The organism is Staphylococcus sp. T93, from assembly GCF_016743875.1.
Classification (GTDB): domain Bacteria; phylum Bacillota; class Bacilli; order Staphylococcales; family Staphylococcaceae; genus Staphylococcus; species Staphylococcus aureus.
In genome coordinates, this window is the sequence record NZ_CP068247.1 from 461,683 (window position 1) to 481,602 (window position 19,920).

Consider the following 19,920-nt stretch of genomic DNA (forward strand, 5'->3'; position numbering starts at 1 on the left):
CGTAAATCATATAAGAGTGGCGCTGTATTTTTAATTATGTTTATTATCTGTCGGATGTGATGATTTACCTGAAAGTTTATTTCGAATAAATTTAATTACATAACCGACAAGGATTGTTTTAACAGTTCTTTTAATGAATTGGCGCATCGTTACATACCTCATTTCTCTATATCTTACGAACTATATACCCATTCATATATGCTTTTTAAACGTCATTGTCACAATTTAATTTTTAGGGAATATAATATAACCATCTTTATCTGCTTTTTTAGTAAAAATGACAAAAATTGCATGTATTATTGAGATGATGGTAGGGATACCTGTCCAGAAAAATAATAAGTGAAAAAGACCTTGTCCAAATTTATCAGCATAAAATTTATGAATACCTAAACCTCCAAGAAATAATGCAACAATAACATAAATGGCTTTATTGACTTTCATTTGTAAATCCTCCTTAACTATAATTCTACTTAAATTCGTTGTGAAAACCAATATTTCTAACTTTAGAATTTTCAAACTTTCTAAAATTATAAGTATATCTTTTTAAAATAAGCTAGAATTTCTATATAATAAATGTTAATAACGTAAAAGGGAATGATGACATAGTGATACGTCAAGCACGTCCAGAGGACCGATTTGATATTGCGAAGTTAGTTTATATGGTTTGGGATGATATGGAATTAGAATTGGTAAAGCATCTACCTAAAGACATGGTATTAGATGCAATTGAAAAAAGCTGTGTTGATGCAACATATCGAACTTTTTATCAGCATATTTTAGTTTATGAAGTAGAAAATAAAGTAGCAGGTTGTATTATTAGCTATAGTGGTGAAAATGAATTGAAATACGAAAAAGCATGGGAACTACTTGACTTGCCAGAAAAAATAAAACAATATGGCACGCCATTACCTGTAAAAGAAGCTAAAGACGATGAGTATTATATAGAAACAATTGCGACATTTGCAGCATATAGAGGTAGAGGCATCGCGACAAAGTTATTAACGTCATTACTTGAATCAAATACACATGTTAAATGGAGTTTGAATTGCGATATTAATAATGAAGCAGCATTAAAGTTATATAAAAAAGTAGGCTTTATATCTGATGGACAGATTGAATTATACAAGCACATGTATCATCATTTAATTGTTAAATAAAATACTCGACAGTTCGATGTAAGTCGATTGCCGAGTAGTATCATTTTCTATTAAATGCCTGCAAATAATGCACTAATATAAATACCTAATGCATATAATAAACCGAAAAATGTATTTGTTTTACCAGCAGCAGCCATTGCTGGCATCATTGTAGGCGGTGTATCATTCTTCTTGAAACGTCTGATAACTTTAACAGGCATTGGGAATGATAACAACGCAAGTAAGTAAAATAATGAGCCACCAGGTTTAATAATGATCGTAAGTACAATAAAGGCATAAGCGATAAAGTACATGATTGCCATAAATGTTAAAGAAGCATTTTTACCTAATAGAATGGGTAAAGTTTTGCGACCACTTGCTTTATCTTTGACACGGTCGCGAATATTGTTAGCCATATTAATTAAACCGATAGTGATTACTATAGGTACACTTAACCAAATTACATAACTTTGAATATTGCCAGTTTGAATAAAGAATGCAATAACGATAATAAACATACCCATAAATACGCCTGAGAATAATTCACCGAAAGGCGTCCATGAAATAGGGAAAGGGCCACCTGTATATAGGTAACCAACAGCCATACATACTAATCCAACTGGTAATAACCAAAATGAAGAGTTAGCAGCTAAAAACAAACCTAATATTGCTGCTAAGATGTAAAATGCAATGGCTAATCGTAGCACAAGCTCTGGGCTCATACCGTTGCGAACAATGGCACCACCAATGCCTACAGATTCATGATCATCGAGGCCTTTTTTATAATCATAGTATTCATTAAACATATTAGTTGCTGCTTGAATAAGTAAGCATGCTAGTAACATGGCAATGAATAGGCTGATTTTAATATGATCTTCGCTACCAAGAAAATATATTTTAGATGCTGCTGTACCAACTAAAACGGGTACTACGGAAGCAGTTAATGTATGAGGACGCATTAAATGCCAATATTTCTTAACTGTAGAATATTGCTGATATTGATTACTCATTGAATACAAAACCTCTTTAAATCATATTTTTTATAACAAAGATATTTTAATAGAAAGTAGCATAAAGGTCAATTGACGTGAAAAATTGCAAGATAAGTTTAAGCAATTCTTGTAACACAATTATCCAAAAATGATACAATATAATAATGAGTGAAAAAAGACGAAGAAAGAAGTGAAATGGATGGCTACGGGCGTATTAGAGGACGATATTGTCAAAGAGATATATGGCAGCTCAAAGGAATGGGTTTCAGTTGAAGTGAAATTATCACAGTCACTAGACCCGAGCACATTATTTCATCTCACTGACAATGAGGCAGGAGATCGCTTTTATATGCGTTTGAATGATAATCGAACGTCATATTTTGGCTACAAAGCAATTCAATTATTCAAAAATAATTCTAAAAATAAACAATCTATTTTTAAAGACTGGGAAAAATTAAAACATAACATCACATTTATACATCCGCAATCTGAGAAACATCATCTTCGAGTTGTTGGAGGGTTCCAATTTTCAAGTCATAAATCAGATGATGAATGGCGAGAGTTTGGACTAAATCATTTTGTATTACCTGAAGTTTTAATTTCAACTGATAATAATGGGACATTTTTAACTTATACAGTTAAAAGGGAAAGTTTTACTGTTGAGGCATTGAACGATTTAATGGATTTGTTCAACAATATATCGGACATAGATGTGGACGAGCAAATTGGGGAAATTACTAGAAATGAAGATATTTATAAAGATGACTGGCGTCAACTTGTAGTAGAAGCTATAGAATCTATTAATAATGAAGAAAAAATTGTACTAGCACGTAGACGGTTAATAAAGTTCGATAAAGATATCAGTATTCCATATATTCTAAAGCAAGCATATTCTAAAGAAAAAAACAGTTATATATTCTTGTTAGAATCACAAGATTCTATATTCTTTTCACAAACACCTGAACAATTAATAAAGGTCAATAATAAAATACTATCGACTAAAGCTGTAGCAGGTACAATTAAACGTTCACAAGATGAGGACGAAGATACAAAAAATGTTGAAGCATTTTTAAAAGATAATAAAAACTTAATCGAACATCGATTTGTTGTTGACAGTATTTTACATGATATTAAACCTTATATCACTGAATTACATTATGATAAGACGCCTAAAATTCTAAAAAATGATCATTTATATCACTTGTACACTGAAATAAAGGCGCCACTGAAGGATGATTCGTATATTAGTTTAATTGATAATTTACATCCAACACCTGCTTTAGGTGGCTATCCAAAAGAATTTGCAATGGATTTTATTGAGCAGAAAGAATTTGGTACGCGAGGATTATATGGTGCACCGGTTGGCTATATAGATATATACGATGATTGTGAATTTATTGTTGCAATTCGTTCGATGCTTATTAAGAAAGCACAAGCAACTTTATTTGCTGGGTGTGGCATTGTTAAAGATTCTGATCCAGATAGTGAATTGGCAGAAACGAACCTTAAGTTCACACCTATGATGAATGCATTAGGAGTCGATATGAATGGGAAATCATAAAGCAGCTTTAACGAAGCAAGTTTTTACATTTGCATCTGAGTTATATGCGTACGGCGTAAGGGAAGTAGTTATCAGTCCGGGATCACGCTCAACGCCACTTGCACTTGCATTTGAAGCACATCCAAATATTAAAACATGGATACACCCCGATGAGCGAAGTGCAGCGTTTTTTGCAGTTGGGTTAATTAAAGGCAGTGAAAGACCTGTCGCTATATTATGTACGTCAGGTACAGCAGCAGCGAATTATACGCCTGCAATTGCTGAAAGCCAAATTAGTAGAATTCCTTTAATCGTTTTAACAAGTGACCGTCCGCATGAATTAAGAAGTGTAGGCGCACCACAAGCGATTAATCAAGTAAATATGTTTAATAATTATGTAAGTTATGAGTTCGATATGCCTATTGCGGATGATAGTAAAGAGACCATTGATGCAATTTACTATCAAATGCAAATTGCTAGTCAATATTTATATGGACCACATAAAGGGCCAATTCATTTTAACTTGCCATTTAGAGATCCGTTAACACCTGATTTGAATGCAACAGAATTGTTAACTTCTGAGATGAAGATTTTACCGCACTATCAAAAAAGTATAGATGCATCGGCATTAAGACACATTTTAAATAAGAAAAAAGGTTTAATTATTGTAGGGGATATGCAGCACCAAGAAGTTGATCAAATACTAACGTATTCAACGATATATGATTTGCCTATTTTAGCTGATCCTTTAAGTCATTTAAGAAAATTTGATCATCCGAATGTTATCTGTACATATGATTTGCTGTTTAGAAGCGGCTTAGACTTAAATGTGGATTTCGTAATTCGTGTTGGGAAACCAGTGATTTCTAAAAAGTTAAATCAATGGTTAAAGAAAACTGATGCATTTCAAATATTAGTGCAAAACAATGATAAGATTGATGTCTTTCCGATAGCGCCAGATATTTCATATGAGATTTCTGCGAATGATTTCTTTAGGTCATTAATGGAAGACACGACAGTTAATCGCGTAAGTTGGTTAGAAAAATGGCAATGCTTAGAGAAAAAAGGGCGTAAAGAAATTAAATGTTATTTGGAACAAGCTACAGATGAGAGTGCATTCGTTGGTGAATTGATTAAGAAAACATCTGAAAAAGATGCATTATTTATTAGTAATAGTATGCCTATCAGAGATGTAGATAACTTGTTATTGAATAAAAATATAGATGTCTATGCGAATCGTGGTGCGAATGGTATTGATGGTATCGTTTCAACTGCACTGGGTATGGCTGTGCATAAACGAATAACATTATTGATAGGTGATTTATCATTTTATCATGATATGAATGGACTATTAATGTCAAAATTAAATAATATTCAGATGAATATTGTATTATTGAACAACGATGGTGGCGGTATTTTTTCATATTTACCACAAAAAGAAAGTGCAACTGACTATTTTGAACGGTTGTTTGGCACACCGACGGGATTGGATTTCGAGTATACAGCTAAGTTATATCAATTCGATTTTAAACGTTTTAACAGTGTTTCAGAATTTAAAAATGCCACATTGTTATCTGAAACTTCGACGATTTATGAATTGATAACGAATCGCGAAGATAACTTTAAACAGCATCAAATTTTATACCAGAAATTGAGTGAAATGATTCATGACACATTATAAATTTTATGAAGCAAACGTTGAGACCAATCAAGTTTTAGTATTTCTGCATGGATTTCTTAGCGACAGCCGTACTTATCATAATCACATCGAAAAATTTACTGATAACTATCATGTCATCACTATAGACTTACCAGGCCATGGCGAAGATCAGTCTTCAATGGATGAAACGTGGAATTTTGATTATATTACGACGTTGTTAGACCGAATTTTAGATAAATATAAAGATAAATCAATAACATTGTTTGGATATTCAATGGGTGGGCGTGTTGCATTATATTATGCAATTAATGGTCACATCCCTATATCTAATTTGATATTAGAAAGTACGTCACCAGGTATTAAAGAAGAAGCAAATCAATTGGAACGCCGTCTTGTTGATGATGCACGTGCTAAAGTATTAGACATAGCAGGTATTGAATTATTTGTTAATGATTGGGAAAAGTTGCCATTATTTCAATCGCAACTAGAATTACCAGTTGAAATACAACATCAAATAAGACAACAACGATTGTCTCAATCGCCACATAAAATGGCCAAAGCATTAAGAGATTATGGTACAGGTCAAATGCCAAACTTATGGCCGCGCCTGAAAGAAATTAAAGTACCAACATTAATATTAGCTGGAGAATATGATGAAAAATTTGTACAGATTGCGAAAAAAATGGCAAATTTAATTCCTAATAGTAAATGTAAATTAATTTCTGCTACAGGTCATACAATTCATGTGGAAGATAGTGATGAATTTGATACAATGATATTAGGATTTTTAAAGGAGGAGCAAAATGACTAACAGACAATGGGAAACACTTAGAGAATATGATGAAATCAAATATGAATTTTACGAAGGGATTGCTAAGGTAACAATAAATCGCCCTGAAGTACGCAATGCGTTTACACCTAAAACAGTTGCTGAAATGATTGACGCATTTTCACGTGCACGTGATGATCAAAACGTTTCAGTTATCGTATTAACTGGTGAAGGTGATTTAGCATTTTGTTCTGGTGGTGACCAGAAGAAACGTGGACATGGTGGTTATGTAGGTGAAGACCAAATCCCTCGCTTAAATGTATTAGATTTACAGCGTTTAATTCGTATTATTCCAAAACCGGTTATCGCGATGGTAAAAGGTTATGCTGTAGGTGGCGGTAATGTACTAAATGTTGTTTGTGACTTAACGATTGCTGCTGATAATGCTATTTTTGGACAAACTGGTCCTAAAGTAGGTTCATTTGATGCGGGTTATGGTTCAGGATATTTAGCACGTATCGTTGGACATAAGAAAGCACGTGAAATTTGGTACTTATGTCGTCAATACAATGCACAAGAAGCTTTAGATATGGGTCTAGTAAATACAGTGGTACCTTTAGAGAAAGTTGAAGATGAAACTGTGCAATGGTGTAAAGAGATTATGAAACACTCACCAACAGCGTTACGATTCCTTAAAGCAGCTATGAATGCTGACACAGATGGTTTAGCTGGTTTACAACAAATGGCTGGGGATGCAACATTGCTTTATTACACAACTGATGAAGCGAAAGAAGGCCGTGATGCGTTTAAAGAAAAACGTGATCCTGACTTCGATCAATTCCCTAAATTCCCATAAGTTATTTTGAATATGATATTAAGTCACTTGCGTCGTTTATTAGCGACGATAGGTGGCTTTTTTATTTTATAAGAATTTAAAAGGGCATTTTAATTAATTATCATAAAGATAAGATAGTTTGAGAAAAATTAATAGAGAAAGAATAAATGTTAAAGATTATTATTACAATGAAAAAACGAGCTGGTGAGAAATTGAATTCTCGCCAACCCGCTTTATGAAGTGAAATCATTTAAATTAGTTATACTAAGCGCTCATAAACGATTGGTCGCGAAGTGCCAATACCTTGTTTGGATGACGTTTGCATGAGGATATGCTGTGTATCATCATAATCAAGAATATAAATGATTTCTTCATTATCAATAGATGAAAATTTAATGCGTTGATGTGCCGTATCTATAAAAAGAATATGATATTGATTGTGACTTGTATCATCGCCATGACGTATACAAATTGATTTTTGTAATTGATGATTACTCCAATTACCAATGAATAAATTGATATTGGTTTGTTCTAGATGTGTGAGTTTGGTTGTGTCGTAAACTAAATTTATAAATTGTAGTTGATACATAGTTTTACCTGCCTTTAATCAATATCTATATTACTTTTTAGTAACCTATCATTGAACCATACCAGTTATAATCACGATTGAATGATAAATGTAATAGGCTTGAATCTGCATCTTGGATTGATAATTCTGTATCCCAAGGATTCCAGTAAATAAGTTTTTCTTGGTCATTAATTTTAGCATTACCAACAACTGCTAGCGCATGTCCTAAATGTGGGTCATTAGGGTTTTGAGATACACTTTGTGCAAGGATCATAATTCCTACATTATCTTTTGTAAGTTGATCAACTTGTTCATATGATGGTACGCCTTCTTGATAATGAATATCTCTGCCTTGTGATTTACCGTATTCAATCATTTGATTAGGGAATGTTGCACAATTAGGAAGGTCTTGCTCACTTACTTCAGGGTATAATGTACGCATAATATCATGTGCATTATAAGTGTCTGTATTTTTAGTTGCATTTAATAATGCTGCCATACTGAATCCTGCACACCATGAGTTATCGAATTGTTGTTCTCTAATTTTGAAGTTTTTTAATGTATTTTCATATTGAACTTGATCTTCTTGTATCGCTTCGTTTTCTTCAACTTTAGTAGGTGTTACTGTATTTTTTAACTCTTGTTTCAATTTTGCTGAAACTGTTTTAGCACTTTCTTTTTCTTTTACATTACCAGGTAGAGGCGTAGCTTTTACTAATCTAACTTTGCCATCTTCTTCAAAATAAAACCCTTTTTCATCAGTAAGAACAGTGATATTTGAATTTTTATCTTTAATTTGGTCTAAATCTTTAGCGATGAAGTTTGAAATTTTAACACTGTAATTCATGTCTTCTTTTGATTTGTTTAAATCATCTTTATTTTTAGGACTAAGTGTTAAAGTATAAACAATTTTACCGTCTTTTATAACTGGATAATAGTAACTATTATCTTCTTCACCATTAAATTTATAAATTTTAAAAGCTTCGCCAAGTTCATATTTACCAGTTTTTGCATTACTTTGTTTATCTAATGCTTTAGCATAACCAGCAAATTGTTGTTGTGCTAGATCTTTTACTTTTTGAGGTACTTTGTCACTCTTAACATTAATTTCTAGCTGTTTAGAGTGTGAATCGGCTTTGGCTTTATTGTTATTAGCAAATGCGCCTAGTGATAAAATAAGCATTGAAACCATTATGATGCTTATAATATTGAATACTCTAGATTTACATGAACTATTCATATAATACCCTCCATTTAAATCAAAATATTTTACGTTGCTAAGACTTTGCTTCTATTTTATCTAGACGAACTTAATTGTTAATTAAGCTGCATCTGGATTGTCTGAATTATTGTTATCGCCATTGTCTGGATTATCAGGGTTGTTAGGGTTGTCAGGGTTATTTGGTTCATCTGGGTTGTTAGGGTTATCAGGATTGTTAGGGTTATCAGGATTATCTGGGTTATTAGGTTGGTCATCGTTGGCAAAATGGATATCTTCAATATTTTGTTTTAAGAAGTTGCGTACATTTTCATTAATAAATACCGCACCATTAAATTCATTTGGTACACCGCCCCAATGAATTCCGATCACTTCATTTTTTTCATTAAATACAGGTGAACCTGAATTACCACCAGTTGTACTTAAATCATATTGCATAGCTTCGCCTTTGAGGTAAGTGATTTTTCCTTTACTTTCCCACATTGTTGCTACAGGTTTATCACCAGGATATCCTGTTACAGTAATATTTTGGTTAACTTGTGTTTCAGCATTATTACTCATTGTTGCTGGTTTAACTACTTCACCAATATGTTTGTTTTGCTCATTAGGGGAGAATTTAACTATTGCTAAATCACCTTCGCCTGAATATTTAGTGATTTGTTCAGCAGTGAAACCACCATTTGGATAATTGTCTTGGTTAATTGCAGAAGGGAATGCTTTTAAAGCATGAGGATCACCGTGCGTAGCATCTACGACGTGTTTATTTGTTAAAAGAGTATCTTTACCTACAACTACACCGGAAGCAATAAATGTACCAGTAGGTGCTTCAACTTGAATATAAGTTACGGGTGCATAATGACCATTCGTTGTATCTGTGATTTGGTGACGATCGTTATTTGGTAATATAACATTTGCGTGTTCACGTTGTTCTAATGGTTTAAGGTTACCGCCTTTTTGAATCTTAGGTGTTTGCTGTTTGCTTGACTGCGTTTGTTGTGGATGATTGTCCATAGCCTTTGAAGATAACGCGTTTGCTGCTGGAGAACTCACAAGTGTCGCTGTTGTCAAAGTTGCAACGAATAAAGAACTAACTTTTAAAAATTTACCTTTCATCTAAAAACCTCCAAAAAATTTATTTACAAGTTAAATATAACACTAAAAATTTTTAAGTCAATAAGAATATATAAATAAATTAAAAAGTTTTTGTAAAGATTAGAGTTTACAAAAACATTAAGGGAATTAAAATTGAATTGTATTATACTTTATTCAATTGAGTTAAATTGATAAGATCGTCAATTGTTTGCATTTATCTAAAAGAATAAATAAGAAAGGAATTGAGAGCGAATGGAAAGTATTTGTTTATAATAATAAATAGTAACTTTTGAATAATAATTGTTTGGCCAAAGGTAGATTAATATGAATGGTGATATATTATTTGAGTGCTTAAGTTTCGAAGAACAATTATAAGTTAGCATATTAAAACCTTTTGATAGAATCATTTTGAGTGAGGTGTTTAAAGGAGAGGAATATAACTCGGTAGTATTTACAGTCTCTATAGAGTATTATTTAAAACTTATAGAATATAAAAAACTGAACGTACTATGAATTTAGTTCACGACGTCCAGTTCAACATATCATTTTTATTTAGTATTTAAATATTTAGCAAGTCTCTTCATACCTTCTTTTAAAACATCCATTTCATAAGCATAGGAAATCCTTACAAATCCTTTACCGAATTCTGTAAAGGATGAGCCTGGAACGATTGCTAAATGTGTTGATTCAAGTAAATCGACACAAAATTCGAAATCGTCATCGGTGATATGTTTAATACTTGGGAAAATATAAAACGCGCCTTCAGGTTGAGCGGTAATCTCAAAACCTAATTTAGTTAATTCAGATACTAAATAATTTCTTCGTTCTACATAAGCTTCGTTCATATATTTAGGAGCTTCTAATCCTTCGTTAAGTGCTGTTATACATGCTATTTGAGCTGGAACATTGGCAAAAATACAATTATAGGCGTGCATAAATGTTAATTTATCAATCAAATATTGAGGTCCTAATAGAAAACCAATTCTTATTCCGGTTGCTGAGTGTGATTTACTTAAACCACCAATTAATATTAATTGATCACGAATGTCTTCAAATTCAGCGAAGGATACATGTTTACCACTAAATGTATTTTCAGCATAAATCTCATCGCTAATAATAAATAACGGATATTTTTTTAATACATTTACGATATTTAAAACTTCATTTCTTTTTAAAACTACGCCAGTTGGATTAGTCGGATAATTTAACAAGACAGCTTTTGTCTTTGGAGAAATATGACTTTCTAATGCATCAGGTGTAATTTTAAATTGTGTTGCTGTTGTATCAATATAAATTGGTTTACCACCTAGTACTTCGATGAGTGGTATGTAGCCTGCATAAATTGGTCCCGGTATTATAATTTCATCTCCAGGCTCTATGATAGAACGTAACGTTGTGTCTATTGCTTCACTTGCTCCATTTGTCACAATAATTTCTTCAGGATCATAGGAAAAATGATAACGATTTTTGAAGTATTGACTAATTGCTTCGCGAGTTTCTAATAACCCTTTATTGTGAGAGTATGATGTCTTGTCATTGTTAATAGCATCAATATATGCCTTTTTCACAACATCAGGCATCGGGAAGTCTGGTTGGCCAATAGTTAAATTAACACAATCATCCAAATTATTCATACGATTTGAAAATTGGCGAATACTTGGTGCTCTTAAATATTTAGAATTAGAATTTAAAGAAAGTTTCATTTGTGACACCTCAAATATAAATCAAATATTGTCTAAAAATTTAGAAATTAATAATATCATAACATACTTTTAAAGCAAAAAAGGGTAAATTACTTAAGCTTTATTTGAAAAACGAAAAATGTCTAAATACACTGTAGTAACTACTTTTCAAAATGAATAAAGTGGTTACAGTTAATGTACTTAGACAGTATAAAATTATGAATCTTTAAACTGTGATGGTCTTTGTAAATTAATTATTGGATTTGTCCATTTACAAACAAAGTTTGTAGATAATACATATACGATGATTACAGATATACTTATTAAATAAAGATAAGTCATTAATGATATAGGATTATCGAATGGGTACCATTCAAATCCTCTAACAATGCCAATAATTAAACCATGTAATAAATATACGTATAGCGTACGACTACCAATATAAGTATATAATTTTTTCTTTGTTGACATTAAATTTAGAAACGCAGTCATTGCGATTAATATAATTCCATATAATATAAGTCGTTTAAAAGGACTGAATATACTCTGTCCTTCATTTTCAAGTGAAGTATATGGTGAACTTCCCAATAACCAATCTGCATTGATAGGATGAATCACGTAAACGATAAAAAACAAAATAAAGGTAATGATAGATACTGGTATTAGTTTTTTATTTTTAAAAATAGCCGTATGTTTTTTGGTGAAAATGTAACCTAGATAAAATATTGGGAAAAATACGATTGTCCTTGAAATGCTTAAGTAGCTATCGATGTTATCTGAAAAACCTGCTCCAATAGATATAATAATTGAAACTGATAGCACTTTATATGGATTAAATCTTCTAACTATTACTAAAATGACATGAAAGAAAAATAGCGTGATCAAAAACCATAACGCAAATACTGGGTTAAAAGGATCAAGTTGTAATTCGTCACTTTTACCTGTTAAGAAATAATAAATTGAAAAGAATGCAAAAAATATCATATAAGGTACTATCAAACGTTTTGAAATTTTTTCTAAATAGTATGGTTTATCAATATTTTTCGCGAAATAACCAGATATAAACAAAAATGTTGGCATATGGAAACTATAAATAACTAGGTATAATGCTGATAAATATTTATCGCCACTAGTGTAGGGTTGTAACATATGTCCAAATACGACTAATAATATTAAAATTGCTCTTGCGTTGTCAAAAAAATAATCTCTCTCTTTTAATGAAGTCATATTTTATCTCCTTTATGTCCATAAGACTCTTACTAATTTATTATATTTTGTATTAGTTATGCAACAAATTTGTCTATTGTGTCGAATAGTATTGTAAAAATTATAAAAAAAGCATATAATATTATAAATAATATGTAGTGGAGTAGAACAACATGTATAAACAACTTGAAAAACTTATTACACTGACTAACAATGACTTAAACTTAGTGAATAGAAGATTTGGACAACGCACGGATATCACATCTGAACAGCTAGAACTTCTCCGTATTTTATTTAATTACGATCGCTTATCACAGTATGATTTGACGATGAAGATTAGCAGGGAACAATCTATAGTTTCAAGGTGGATTAAGAAATTAGTTTTGAAAGGGTACATCACAAGTCAACAATCTAGCGAAGATTTAAGATGTAAAGAATTAATTTTGACTGATCAAGCACGTACATTAATTTCACAAATAAATAATGCACGTTGCGAATTGATTGAAGCAAGATGTCAATGTTTATCGGAAGTCGAATTAGACAATTTAAATCAATTACTTGATAAGTTAAATCAACGACGCATATCGTTGTAACACGACAATAGCAAACACATAATTTAGTGTCGTTGTGCACACAACAAAAATTGAATCATGAATTACAAGCAAAAGTAGCGGTGATTGTTAAAATTGATGGTAAACAATCACCGCTATTTTTGCTTGTGTATGTATAAAAAAGGGATCAAAGGTCATCCCCCATGATTGATAGTGGGGGATGACTTTTGATCCTATGTTCATGTTGCTTATTTATATTGTGGGATGTCGAAGTATTTGCCGACTTCGCCAATTTTATCATAGTAGCCTTTGATGATTTTAGCATTGATGTTAGCCCAATCTACATCTGTAGCATATTGGTGTGTTCCTGGATGTGCAGGATTCCATCTCATTTTGTAAAGTGTATTTTGACCAGCTTTTACATATGAGTTGCCGATGAATTTAGCACCACCAACGATTGCTTTTGATACTGTGTCCCAACCAGCTTGTTTAGCATATTTAATACCTTCACGTAAAGGATCGTTATCATATGCAGCAATACCAAATACGTTATGGTATTTCGTGTTTGAGTTAGTTACAACTTTGTTGTTCACTACATCTGCACCTTTCGCTAATTGAGAAGTACCGTTACCTGTTTCTAATAGGGCATGTGAGATAAGATAAACTTCATTAATGCCATACATTTGAGCAGCTTTGTTAAATGCAGCACCTTGGTTTTCTAATACACCTTTACCTTTTAAGAATTGATTAATTTTATCAATAGAAATATTTTGTGGTTGGTCTAAGCGTAAGAATTGATATTTTAATGCTGGATCTTGAGCTAAACGCTTCGTATCCATTGCATGCTTAACATCATTAAATTTAGCATCTGTCCACTTACCTGGTACACGTTGTACTTGTGGTTTATATTGTAAACCAGCTTGTATTTGAGCAACTTGGTTTAATGTCATACCTGTTTGATTATACTTAATTAATTCTTTAGCTAAATCAGTTGATTTAATCCATGCTAATTTACCGTTAGATAATTTACCATAGTACCAAGTTTGTCCATTAATGACTTGTTCTTTAACAACTGCGAATGGTTGTTCATTAAATGCTTTTAATGAGTATTTAGCTGTATCAGAATTTGGTGTTACATAGTAATAACCATTACCATTTTTAATTACATAAGTGTAGTTATAATCTTTGGCAGCTGATGTAGTTGGTTTCACAGCAGTTGGTGCAGTTAAATCTTTTGCATTTACCCAACCAGTGCGGTTATTAATAGTACCGTATAAATAAACATCTTTGCCTACAGATACTTGTTTCGTTGCATTAAATGTACCTTGAGCAATGTTATTGCCTGTTAAAATGACTTGGTTTTTAGTACCCCAAGGAACCATTGATAAGCCGTTATTTGATTTATTAACAGTATATTTTTGAGTCGTTTTAACTTCTTTGCCTAAGTTTTGAACATTTAAGTCTTTTACATTGAACCAACCTAATGGGATGTTATGGCTTGTATTGTTTAATAATACATACGTTTCATTACCATGAGCACGCTCTTTTGTTACATAGAACGTACGGTCTGCATATTTCGCACCGTTTTTCGCTGTTTTTTCATAAACAGAAGCACGAATACCAGTGTTGTTTGGTTTAACTTGAGCAATCTTGCTAACTGTTTGAGTCGTTTGTGGTTTAGTAACAGTATAAGCTTTTACAGCTGTTTTTGGTTGTGCTACTGCTTTTTTAGGTGCAGCAGGTACAGCTAAATATGCTTTACTTACCCAACCAGATTTACCATTTACAGTTCCAAATAAATAGATAGATTTATCAATTTGTTGTTGCTTAGTCGCTTTAAAAGTTTGGTTACCTGTACCAGAAACTGCACCAGCTTCTTGTTTATAAGTGCCCCAAGGTACTGAATATAATTTAGTGCCTGGTTTTACTGTATATGTTTGCATTACATTTACAGGTGATTTTGCATTGTTATAAATAACGTCACCTTGTTTAACCCAACCAATTAAAGTTGGACTATTGTAATCTTTAACTAAGTAGAATTTGTTTCCACCTAAACTTGCTTCTTTTGTTACAGCAAATGTTTTTTGAACTTCTTTCGTTGGCTTACCAGTTTTGTCATAAACTGTAGTGAATAAGCCATTGTTTTTAGCATTAATTTGAGCAACACCGTTTAATGATGAAACTGTTAATTTATTATTTGTTGTAGGTGTTGATGGCTTAGGTGTTGGTGTAGGCGTAGGTTTAGCAGTATCAACTAAATATGCTTTACTTACCCAACCAGATTTACCATTCACAGAGCCATATAAATAAATTGATTTATCAATTTGTTGTTGCTTTGAAGCCTTAAATGTTTGGTTTCCAGAGCCAGACACACTACCAGCAACTTGTTTAGATGTACCCCAAGGTACTGTATAAAGTTTCGTACCAGGTTTGATTGAATATGATTGATTTACATTTACAGGTGATTTAGCTGTGTTGTAAACCACATCGCCTTCTTTAACCCAACCAAATTTATTACCAGAATTGTAATCTTGAACAAGATAGAATTTTTGATTACCTAATGTAGCTGTTTTAGATACAGCAAATGTTTTTTGAACTTCATTAGTTGCTTTACCAGTTTTGTCGTATACAGTAGTATATAAACCACTATTTGTTGGTTTGATTTGTGCGACACCATTGTTTGCAGCAACTGTTAATTTACCAGTTGATGGTTTCGACGGTGTTGTTGGTTTTGATGGTGTAGTAGGGGTAGTTGTAGATTGCGTACCCCATGGCGCCACTTTACCCATTTTTATTAAATATTTTTCATTAATTAAGTCATATAATTGATCATAACTATAATTATGACTTCTTAAATATCCATGTGGATCGGCATGGTCAGTACCACCTAAATATTTACTTACAGCGTAGTGAGTCCATACTGTACCATTTCCATCATACTCAGCACTGTCTGGTTTTAAACCATAATATTGTAATTGTGTAGCTGCATAGTCAGCATAGTTATTCATTGAACGTGCAAATGAAGCATAGTCGTGTGTGTGTACGATTTCAACATTGATGAATCTAGGGTTACCGACTGCACCGACACCCCAAGATAAGTAATCCGTTGGTGCTGTTTCGATTATACGATCCCCATCAACAAATGCATGTACGAATGCGTTTTGATAGTTATTTTTCATATAACTAATTTCACCATTTATCGTCGAACGATCATTAGCTGTATCATGAACTACGATACCTTCAGGACGACCTACGCCGTTACGGTATGCGTATTTAGGGAAGTAAGATGTATAATCTTCTTCAATTTTAGGTGCTTTTAAGTTATTTTTACAAATGTAATCGTTAATTGAAGAGTTTACTTGTGGTTTATATTTTGGCAAACTCGTTTTTGGTGTTGCAGCAACTGATCTTGGTTGTGCTGAAGCGCTAAAAGTAGTTACTTTAGGTGTCGCTTCAGTTTTAGCTTTAGGTGCTGATGTAGTTGCAGCTTTAGGTGCTGCGGTTTTATATTGCGTTTCAAGAGCTGCAGGTTTAGCAGCTGATTTAATTAATTCTGGATTAATTTGATTTTCTGAATTATCATCTTCATCATCAACTAAACTATAACCAGCATTTGTAACATTAGTGTTAGTTTTAGGTGCTGTAGTGCTTGTTGACTTTGCAACAGGCTGCGTATTATTTGTAGTCGCTGATTGATTAGCACGAGTGTCACCATTTACTTGTGCAGTATCAACTTTTTGACTTACTTGAGCATTGCCTGTTTTGTTATTTGCTGTTTTTGGTTGGACAATAGCAGGGTCTTGATATACTTGAGTGCCAGAAATGTTTTGCGTTGGATTTTTTACCTCAGCTTTTGCTTGTTCAGTAGTTGCTTTAACTTTATTACTATCTAAAACGTTTTTATTAGTAGTTTGATCTTGTGTCGTCTCAGCTGCTTGAACTTGATGTGCAGTGACTGCTGAACCTACAAGCGTTAATGCAACCATTGATGGTAGTTTGTAATTGAATTTTTTCGCCATTCTATTTATTACTCCTAACATTTATTAATTATTACTAACATTATAGTACCTGTTTTATATACCTGTGCGTATTTAACCAATTTGTAATATACTCTTAATTTACATTTTCACTGTAAAAAAATGAAAAAAATTTTGAATCTCAATGGTGACGTGACAAATCAAATAGAATTGATGTCAATTTAAGAATTGGTTTATTACAAATGTTTCTAAAATAGATACAACTTTTTTTAATTAAGCGAGGTTAACTTTTTTGTCATTTCAATATGCTCGATGCCTTCCTCAAGAAATATATTACCTCTCATTTTAAAGTTTAAACTTTCATAAAATGGGATAGCATGACATTGGGCATTCATAGTAGCTACGTAAAAACCTTCATCTTTAGCTAATGATTCTACAGCTTGCATAAGCATTCTACCCATTCCTTGTCCACGATGTGATTTCATCACAGCTACTCGTTCTATTTTGACAGTTGTTTCATTAATAGGGCGTATTCGAGCAGTGGCAACTGGCTGTCCATTATCATATCCAATGAGGTGAATAGATTCAGATTCATATTCATCAATTTCACTTTCCTCAGGGACGCCTTGTTCTTCTACAAACACTTTCTTTCTTATATAGAAGCAATCTTCTAACATCTTTTGATTGTTTACTTTTGAAAACATAAAATTCCTCCACATCCTAACAAAATCATTTACATTTAATTTACTAATAATAACATAGAATAACGATTGTTATTTTCCTCAAAAATAATTAGACATAAAAAAGCTATAAAGATGATTGTTGTGAATCATCTTTATAGCTAATTAATTATTAATGTTATAGTGCTTCTTTTCTAATAATTGCTGTATATTGCCAAAAGATTCGCATTTGAGCAATATTCCAATTATTCATTCCCATTGTAAATCCTGAAGGCTTAAATATATTCACATCAGTTACTTCTAAAGCTGCTGCAACTAAATATTGTAATGGAATGCTAAGTGATTTCATTGTTTCGGTAATGCCATTTTCATCATATACCCATGAAAATGGTAACTCTGATTCGAAAACATCAACACTATTGAAAATTTCAGGTAGGGCTAAAATATAACATGCACCATCTACAATAGGATTGTCGATACTATTTTTGTAATAAATTAGGAGTGCTTCATAGTTTTCTCGATGCTCATGATTGACGTAAAAAAATTCACTTCTAAAATGAGCCATATCTTGGCTATGAATGATTTGTTGTTCTAACATATTAAACATGCCATTTATATTTGCAATCTTTTCGTATGTTTTTCTACTCATGTATGATGCTCCTTTCATAAATAGTAAATGTTAATCGTCATATAATATTAATTTACAACACCATTTTGGTTATTTGAAGCTTGTGGCGCTTGTTGTGTGCCACCTTGATTTTGATTTGAGTTTTGATCTGTAGCAGGTTGTTGTTGATTGCTGGAATCACTGTTATTAGTTGAATCACTGTTCTCGTTAGATGTCTTATCTTTATCTGTCGTATCATTTTGTTCTTTTCTCAATAAACTATTATCTAAAGGCGTTAATGGTATTAATGAACCATAATGATTAATGACACGTTGATCTAAGAAATCATTTTTATCATTAATAGGTGATAATTCTAAGTCTTTACGAAGTAAGTTTGCATATTTTTGAATGCTTTCAACACTTGGATGATAATAGTAAATACCATTTAACATATCATCTTTACCTTTTAATTGCGCAGTTTTAATTTCAACATCATTTGTTAAGTACATTTTTGCTAAAGCTTTAATTTCAGAGTTAGTTAAATTATGCTTTGCATTTTTACCTACAATTTGAATCACGTTATCAAGTTTATCAATAGAATCAACTTCCTGTGCTTTTTGGAATAAAATCTTAATTAATTCCATTTGACGTTGTCCACGTTTTAAGTCTGAATCATGATGTCTAGTTCTAGCAACTGCTAAAGCCTCATCACCATTTAATTTTTGGTACCCTTTTTTAATTTTAATCTTACCAGTATCATCTGTGTTAGGTTCATTTAAGTCGTATGGCACATCATAGTATATGCCACCAAGCTCATTTACAGCCTCGACAAATGCTTTCATATTGACTCTCACATAATAATCAACAGGTACATTCATGGTAGCTTCTACCGAATCCATTGCGGCAATTGGACCACCATATGCATGTGCATGGGTAATCTTATCGTAATAGCCAACTTTAGGAATGTAGCTGATAGTATCACGTGGAATACTAAGCATTCTAATTTGATGTTTTGATTGATTAAAAGTAGTTAAAATCATAGCGTCTGATCTAGAGTGTTCAGCATCCTGTCCTTTTTTTCTTCTTCCATCGTTATCATCGATACCTAAGAAAAGAATAGAGATAGGTTGTTCTTCGGGATTGACTTTATTATCTCTTAAGTTGGATTGACGATTAGCATTTTTGCTGTCTTGAGAAGATTCGAATGCATCTTGGGACGTTTTAAAAAGTAACGTAGCGAAGACTATTGGAACAACAATGAGAACCAATGCTAGAAGGATCAAAAAGTATTTTAAAAATTTATTCATGATTGATGCTCCTATATTAAATTTTTGTTAAATCATAATCATAATTTTAAAATATAATTAGTTGAACGATATTTATACAACTTCATTACTAATACATTA

20 protein-coding genes are annotated in these 19,920 nt (G+C 32.2%); 8 read left to right on the forward strand and 12 right to left on the reverse strand.

The features are described 5' to 3' along the window. Positions 1–30: 30 nt before the first annotated feature. Both JG553_RS02270 and JG553_RS02275 read right to left on the reverse strand, forming a co-directional pair. Entirely contained in the window at positions 31–162 is a 132-nt protein-coding gene (locus tag JG553_RS02270) for an SAR1012 family small protein (protein WP_001790177.1), read from the reverse strand. Positions 163–225: 63 nt separating this feature from the next. Beyond that, positions 226–441 carry a TM2 domain-containing protein gene (locus JG553_RS02275; protein WP_000867357.1) on the reverse strand — a complete coding sequence of 72 codons (216 nt, stop codon included), beginning with the start codon at positions 439–441 and terminating at the stop codon, positions 226–228. Between the two features lie 164 nt (positions 442–605). On the opposite strand from JG553_RS02275, the gene JG553_RS02280 reads away from it, so the two are divergent. Further along, positions 606–1,157, forward strand: coding sequence for a GNAT family N-acetyltransferase (locus JG553_RS02280; RefSeq protein WP_000620953.1), 552 nt, complete (start codon positions 606–608; stop codon positions 1,155–1,157). Between the two features lie 50 nt (positions 1,158–1,207). On the opposite strand, the gene JG553_RS02285 is transcribed toward JG553_RS02280, so the two are convergent. Then, positions 1,208–2,146, reverse strand: coding sequence for a 1,4-dihydroxy-2-naphthoate polyprenyltransferase (locus JG553_RS02285; RefSeq protein WP_000070966.1), 939 nt, complete (start codon positions 2,144–2,146; stop codon positions 1,208–1,210). A 150-nt stretch (positions 2,147–2,296) separates the two neighbouring features. On the opposite strand from JG553_RS02285, the gene JG553_RS13310 reads away from it, so the two are divergent. The 5 genes from JG553_RS13310 to menB are packed head-to-tail and all read left to right on the forward strand — an operon-like array spanning position 2,297 to position 6,953. Then, entirely contained in the window at positions 2,297–2,401 is a 105-nt protein-coding gene (locus JG553_RS13310) for a hypothetical protein (protein ID WP_001791731.1), read from the forward strand. Next, a complete protein-coding gene (locus JG553_RS02290) occupies positions 2,367–3,689 on the forward strand; it encodes an isochorismate synthase (RefSeq protein ID WP_223200522.1) in 1,323 nt (440 codons plus the stop codon). The genes JG553_RS13310 and JG553_RS02290 overlap by 35 nt, the downstream gene beginning before the upstream one ends. Then, on the forward strand, positions 3,676–5,349 hold the full coding sequence (menD, locus tag JG553_RS02295; RefSeq protein ID WP_000526687.1) for a 2-succinyl-5-enolpyruvyl-6-hydroxy-3-cyclohexene-1-carboxylic-acid synthase: 1,674 nt from the start codon (positions 3,676–3,678) through the stop codon (positions 5,347–5,349). Before JG553_RS02290 ends, menD begins: the two co-directional genes overlap by 14 nt. Beyond that, positions 5,336–6,139, forward strand: a complete 804-nt coding sequence (menH, locus tag JG553_RS02300) for a 2-succinyl-6-hydroxy-2,4-cyclohexadiene-1-carboxylate synthase (protein ID WP_000150195.1) — start codon at positions 5,336–5,338, stop codon at positions 6,137–6,139. The genes menD and menH overlap by 14 nt, the downstream gene beginning before the upstream one ends. After that, complete coding sequence (gene menB / locus JG553_RS02305; RefSeq protein WP_000184947.1) at positions 6,132–6,953, forward strand: 1,4-dihydroxy-2-naphthoyl-CoA synthase; 822 nt, start codon at positions 6,132–6,134, stop codon at positions 6,951–6,953. Before menH ends, menB begins: the two co-directional genes overlap by 8 nt. A gap of 238 nt (positions 6,954–7,191) precedes the next feature. On the opposite strand, the gene sspC is transcribed toward menB, so the two are convergent. The 5 genes from sspC to JG553_RS02330 form a co-directional block, all read right to left on the reverse strand. Then, on the reverse strand, positions 7,192–7,521 hold the full coding sequence (gene sspC / locus JG553_RS02310) for a staphostatin B (protein ID WP_000284457.1): 330 nt from the start codon (positions 7,519–7,521) through the stop codon (positions 7,192–7,194). A gap of 37 nt (positions 7,522–7,558) precedes the next feature. Next, the gene (gene sspB, locus JG553_RS02315) at positions 7,559–8,740 is read right to left on the reverse strand and encodes a cysteine protease staphopain B (RefSeq protein WP_001088780.1); all 1,182 of its coding nucleotides are present in this window, start codon (positions 8,738–8,740) and stop codon (positions 7,559–7,561) included. 81 nt (positions 8,741–8,821) lie between these two features. Next, a complete protein-coding gene (gene sspA / locus JG553_RS02320; protein WP_000676548.1) occupies positions 8,822–9,832 on the reverse strand; it encodes a Glu-specific serine endopeptidase SspA in 1,011 nt (336 codons plus the stop codon). 527 nt (positions 9,833–10,359) lie between these two features. Then, positions 10,360–11,514, reverse strand: coding sequence for an aminotransferase class I/II-fold pyridoxal phosphate-dependent enzyme (locus tag JG553_RS02325; protein WP_000777582.1), 1,155 nt, complete (start codon positions 11,512–11,514; stop codon positions 10,360–10,362). 195 nt (positions 11,515–11,709) lie between these two features. Continuing rightward, positions 11,710–12,720: an acyltransferase family protein gene (locus tag JG553_RS02330; protein WP_000202439.1), complete on the reverse strand. Its 1,011-nt coding sequence runs from the start codon at positions 12,718–12,720 to the stop codon at positions 11,710–11,712. A gap of 152 nt (positions 12,721–12,872) precedes the next feature. Here JG553_RS02330 and JG553_RS02335 point away from each other — a divergent pair, with 152 nt between their 5' ends. Both JG553_RS02335 and JG553_RS02340 read left to right on the forward strand, forming a co-directional pair. Beyond that, complete coding sequence (locus JG553_RS02335) at positions 12,873–13,292, forward strand: MarR family transcriptional regulator (protein ID WP_000278015.1); 420 nt, start codon at positions 12,873–12,875, stop codon at positions 13,290–13,292. 26 nt (positions 13,293–13,318) lie between these two features. Beyond that, positions 13,319–13,429, forward strand: a complete 111-nt coding sequence (locus JG553_RS02340) for a hypothetical protein (RefSeq protein WP_001788579.1) — start codon at positions 13,319–13,321, stop codon at positions 13,427–13,429. A gap of 69 nt (positions 13,430–13,498) precedes the next feature. On the opposite strand, the gene atl is transcribed toward JG553_RS02340, so the two are convergent. The 4 genes from atl to JG553_RS02360 all read right to left on the reverse strand — a co-directional run bounded on the left by atl (position 13,499) and on the right by JG553_RS02360 (position 19,821). Further along, complete coding sequence (gene atl, locus JG553_RS02345; protein ID WP_001074547.1) at positions 13,499–17,269, reverse strand: bifunctional autolysin; 3,771 nt, start codon at positions 17,267–17,269, stop codon at positions 13,499–13,501. 227 nt (positions 17,270–17,496) lie between these two features. After that, the gene (locus tag JG553_RS02350; protein ID WP_000491986.1) at positions 17,497–17,931 is read right to left on the reverse strand and encodes a GNAT family N-acetyltransferase; all 435 of its coding nucleotides are present in this window, start codon (positions 17,929–17,931) and stop codon (positions 17,497–17,499) included. A gap of 154 nt (positions 17,932–18,085) precedes the next feature. Then, positions 18,086–18,556 carry an osmotic stress response protein gene (locus JG553_RS02355; RefSeq protein ID WP_000088431.1) on the reverse strand — a complete coding sequence of 157 codons (471 nt, stop codon included), beginning with the start codon at positions 18,554–18,556 and terminating at the stop codon, positions 18,086–18,088. A 47-nt stretch (positions 18,557–18,603) separates the two neighbouring features. Then, positions 18,604–19,821 carry a polyisoprenyl-teichoic acid--peptidoglycan teichoic acid transferase gene (locus JG553_RS02360; protein ID WP_001031975.1) on the reverse strand — a complete coding sequence of 406 codons (1,218 nt, stop codon included), beginning with the start codon at positions 19,819–19,821 and terminating at the stop codon, positions 18,604–18,606. Between the last annotated feature and the right edge of the window lie 99 nt (positions 19,822–19,920).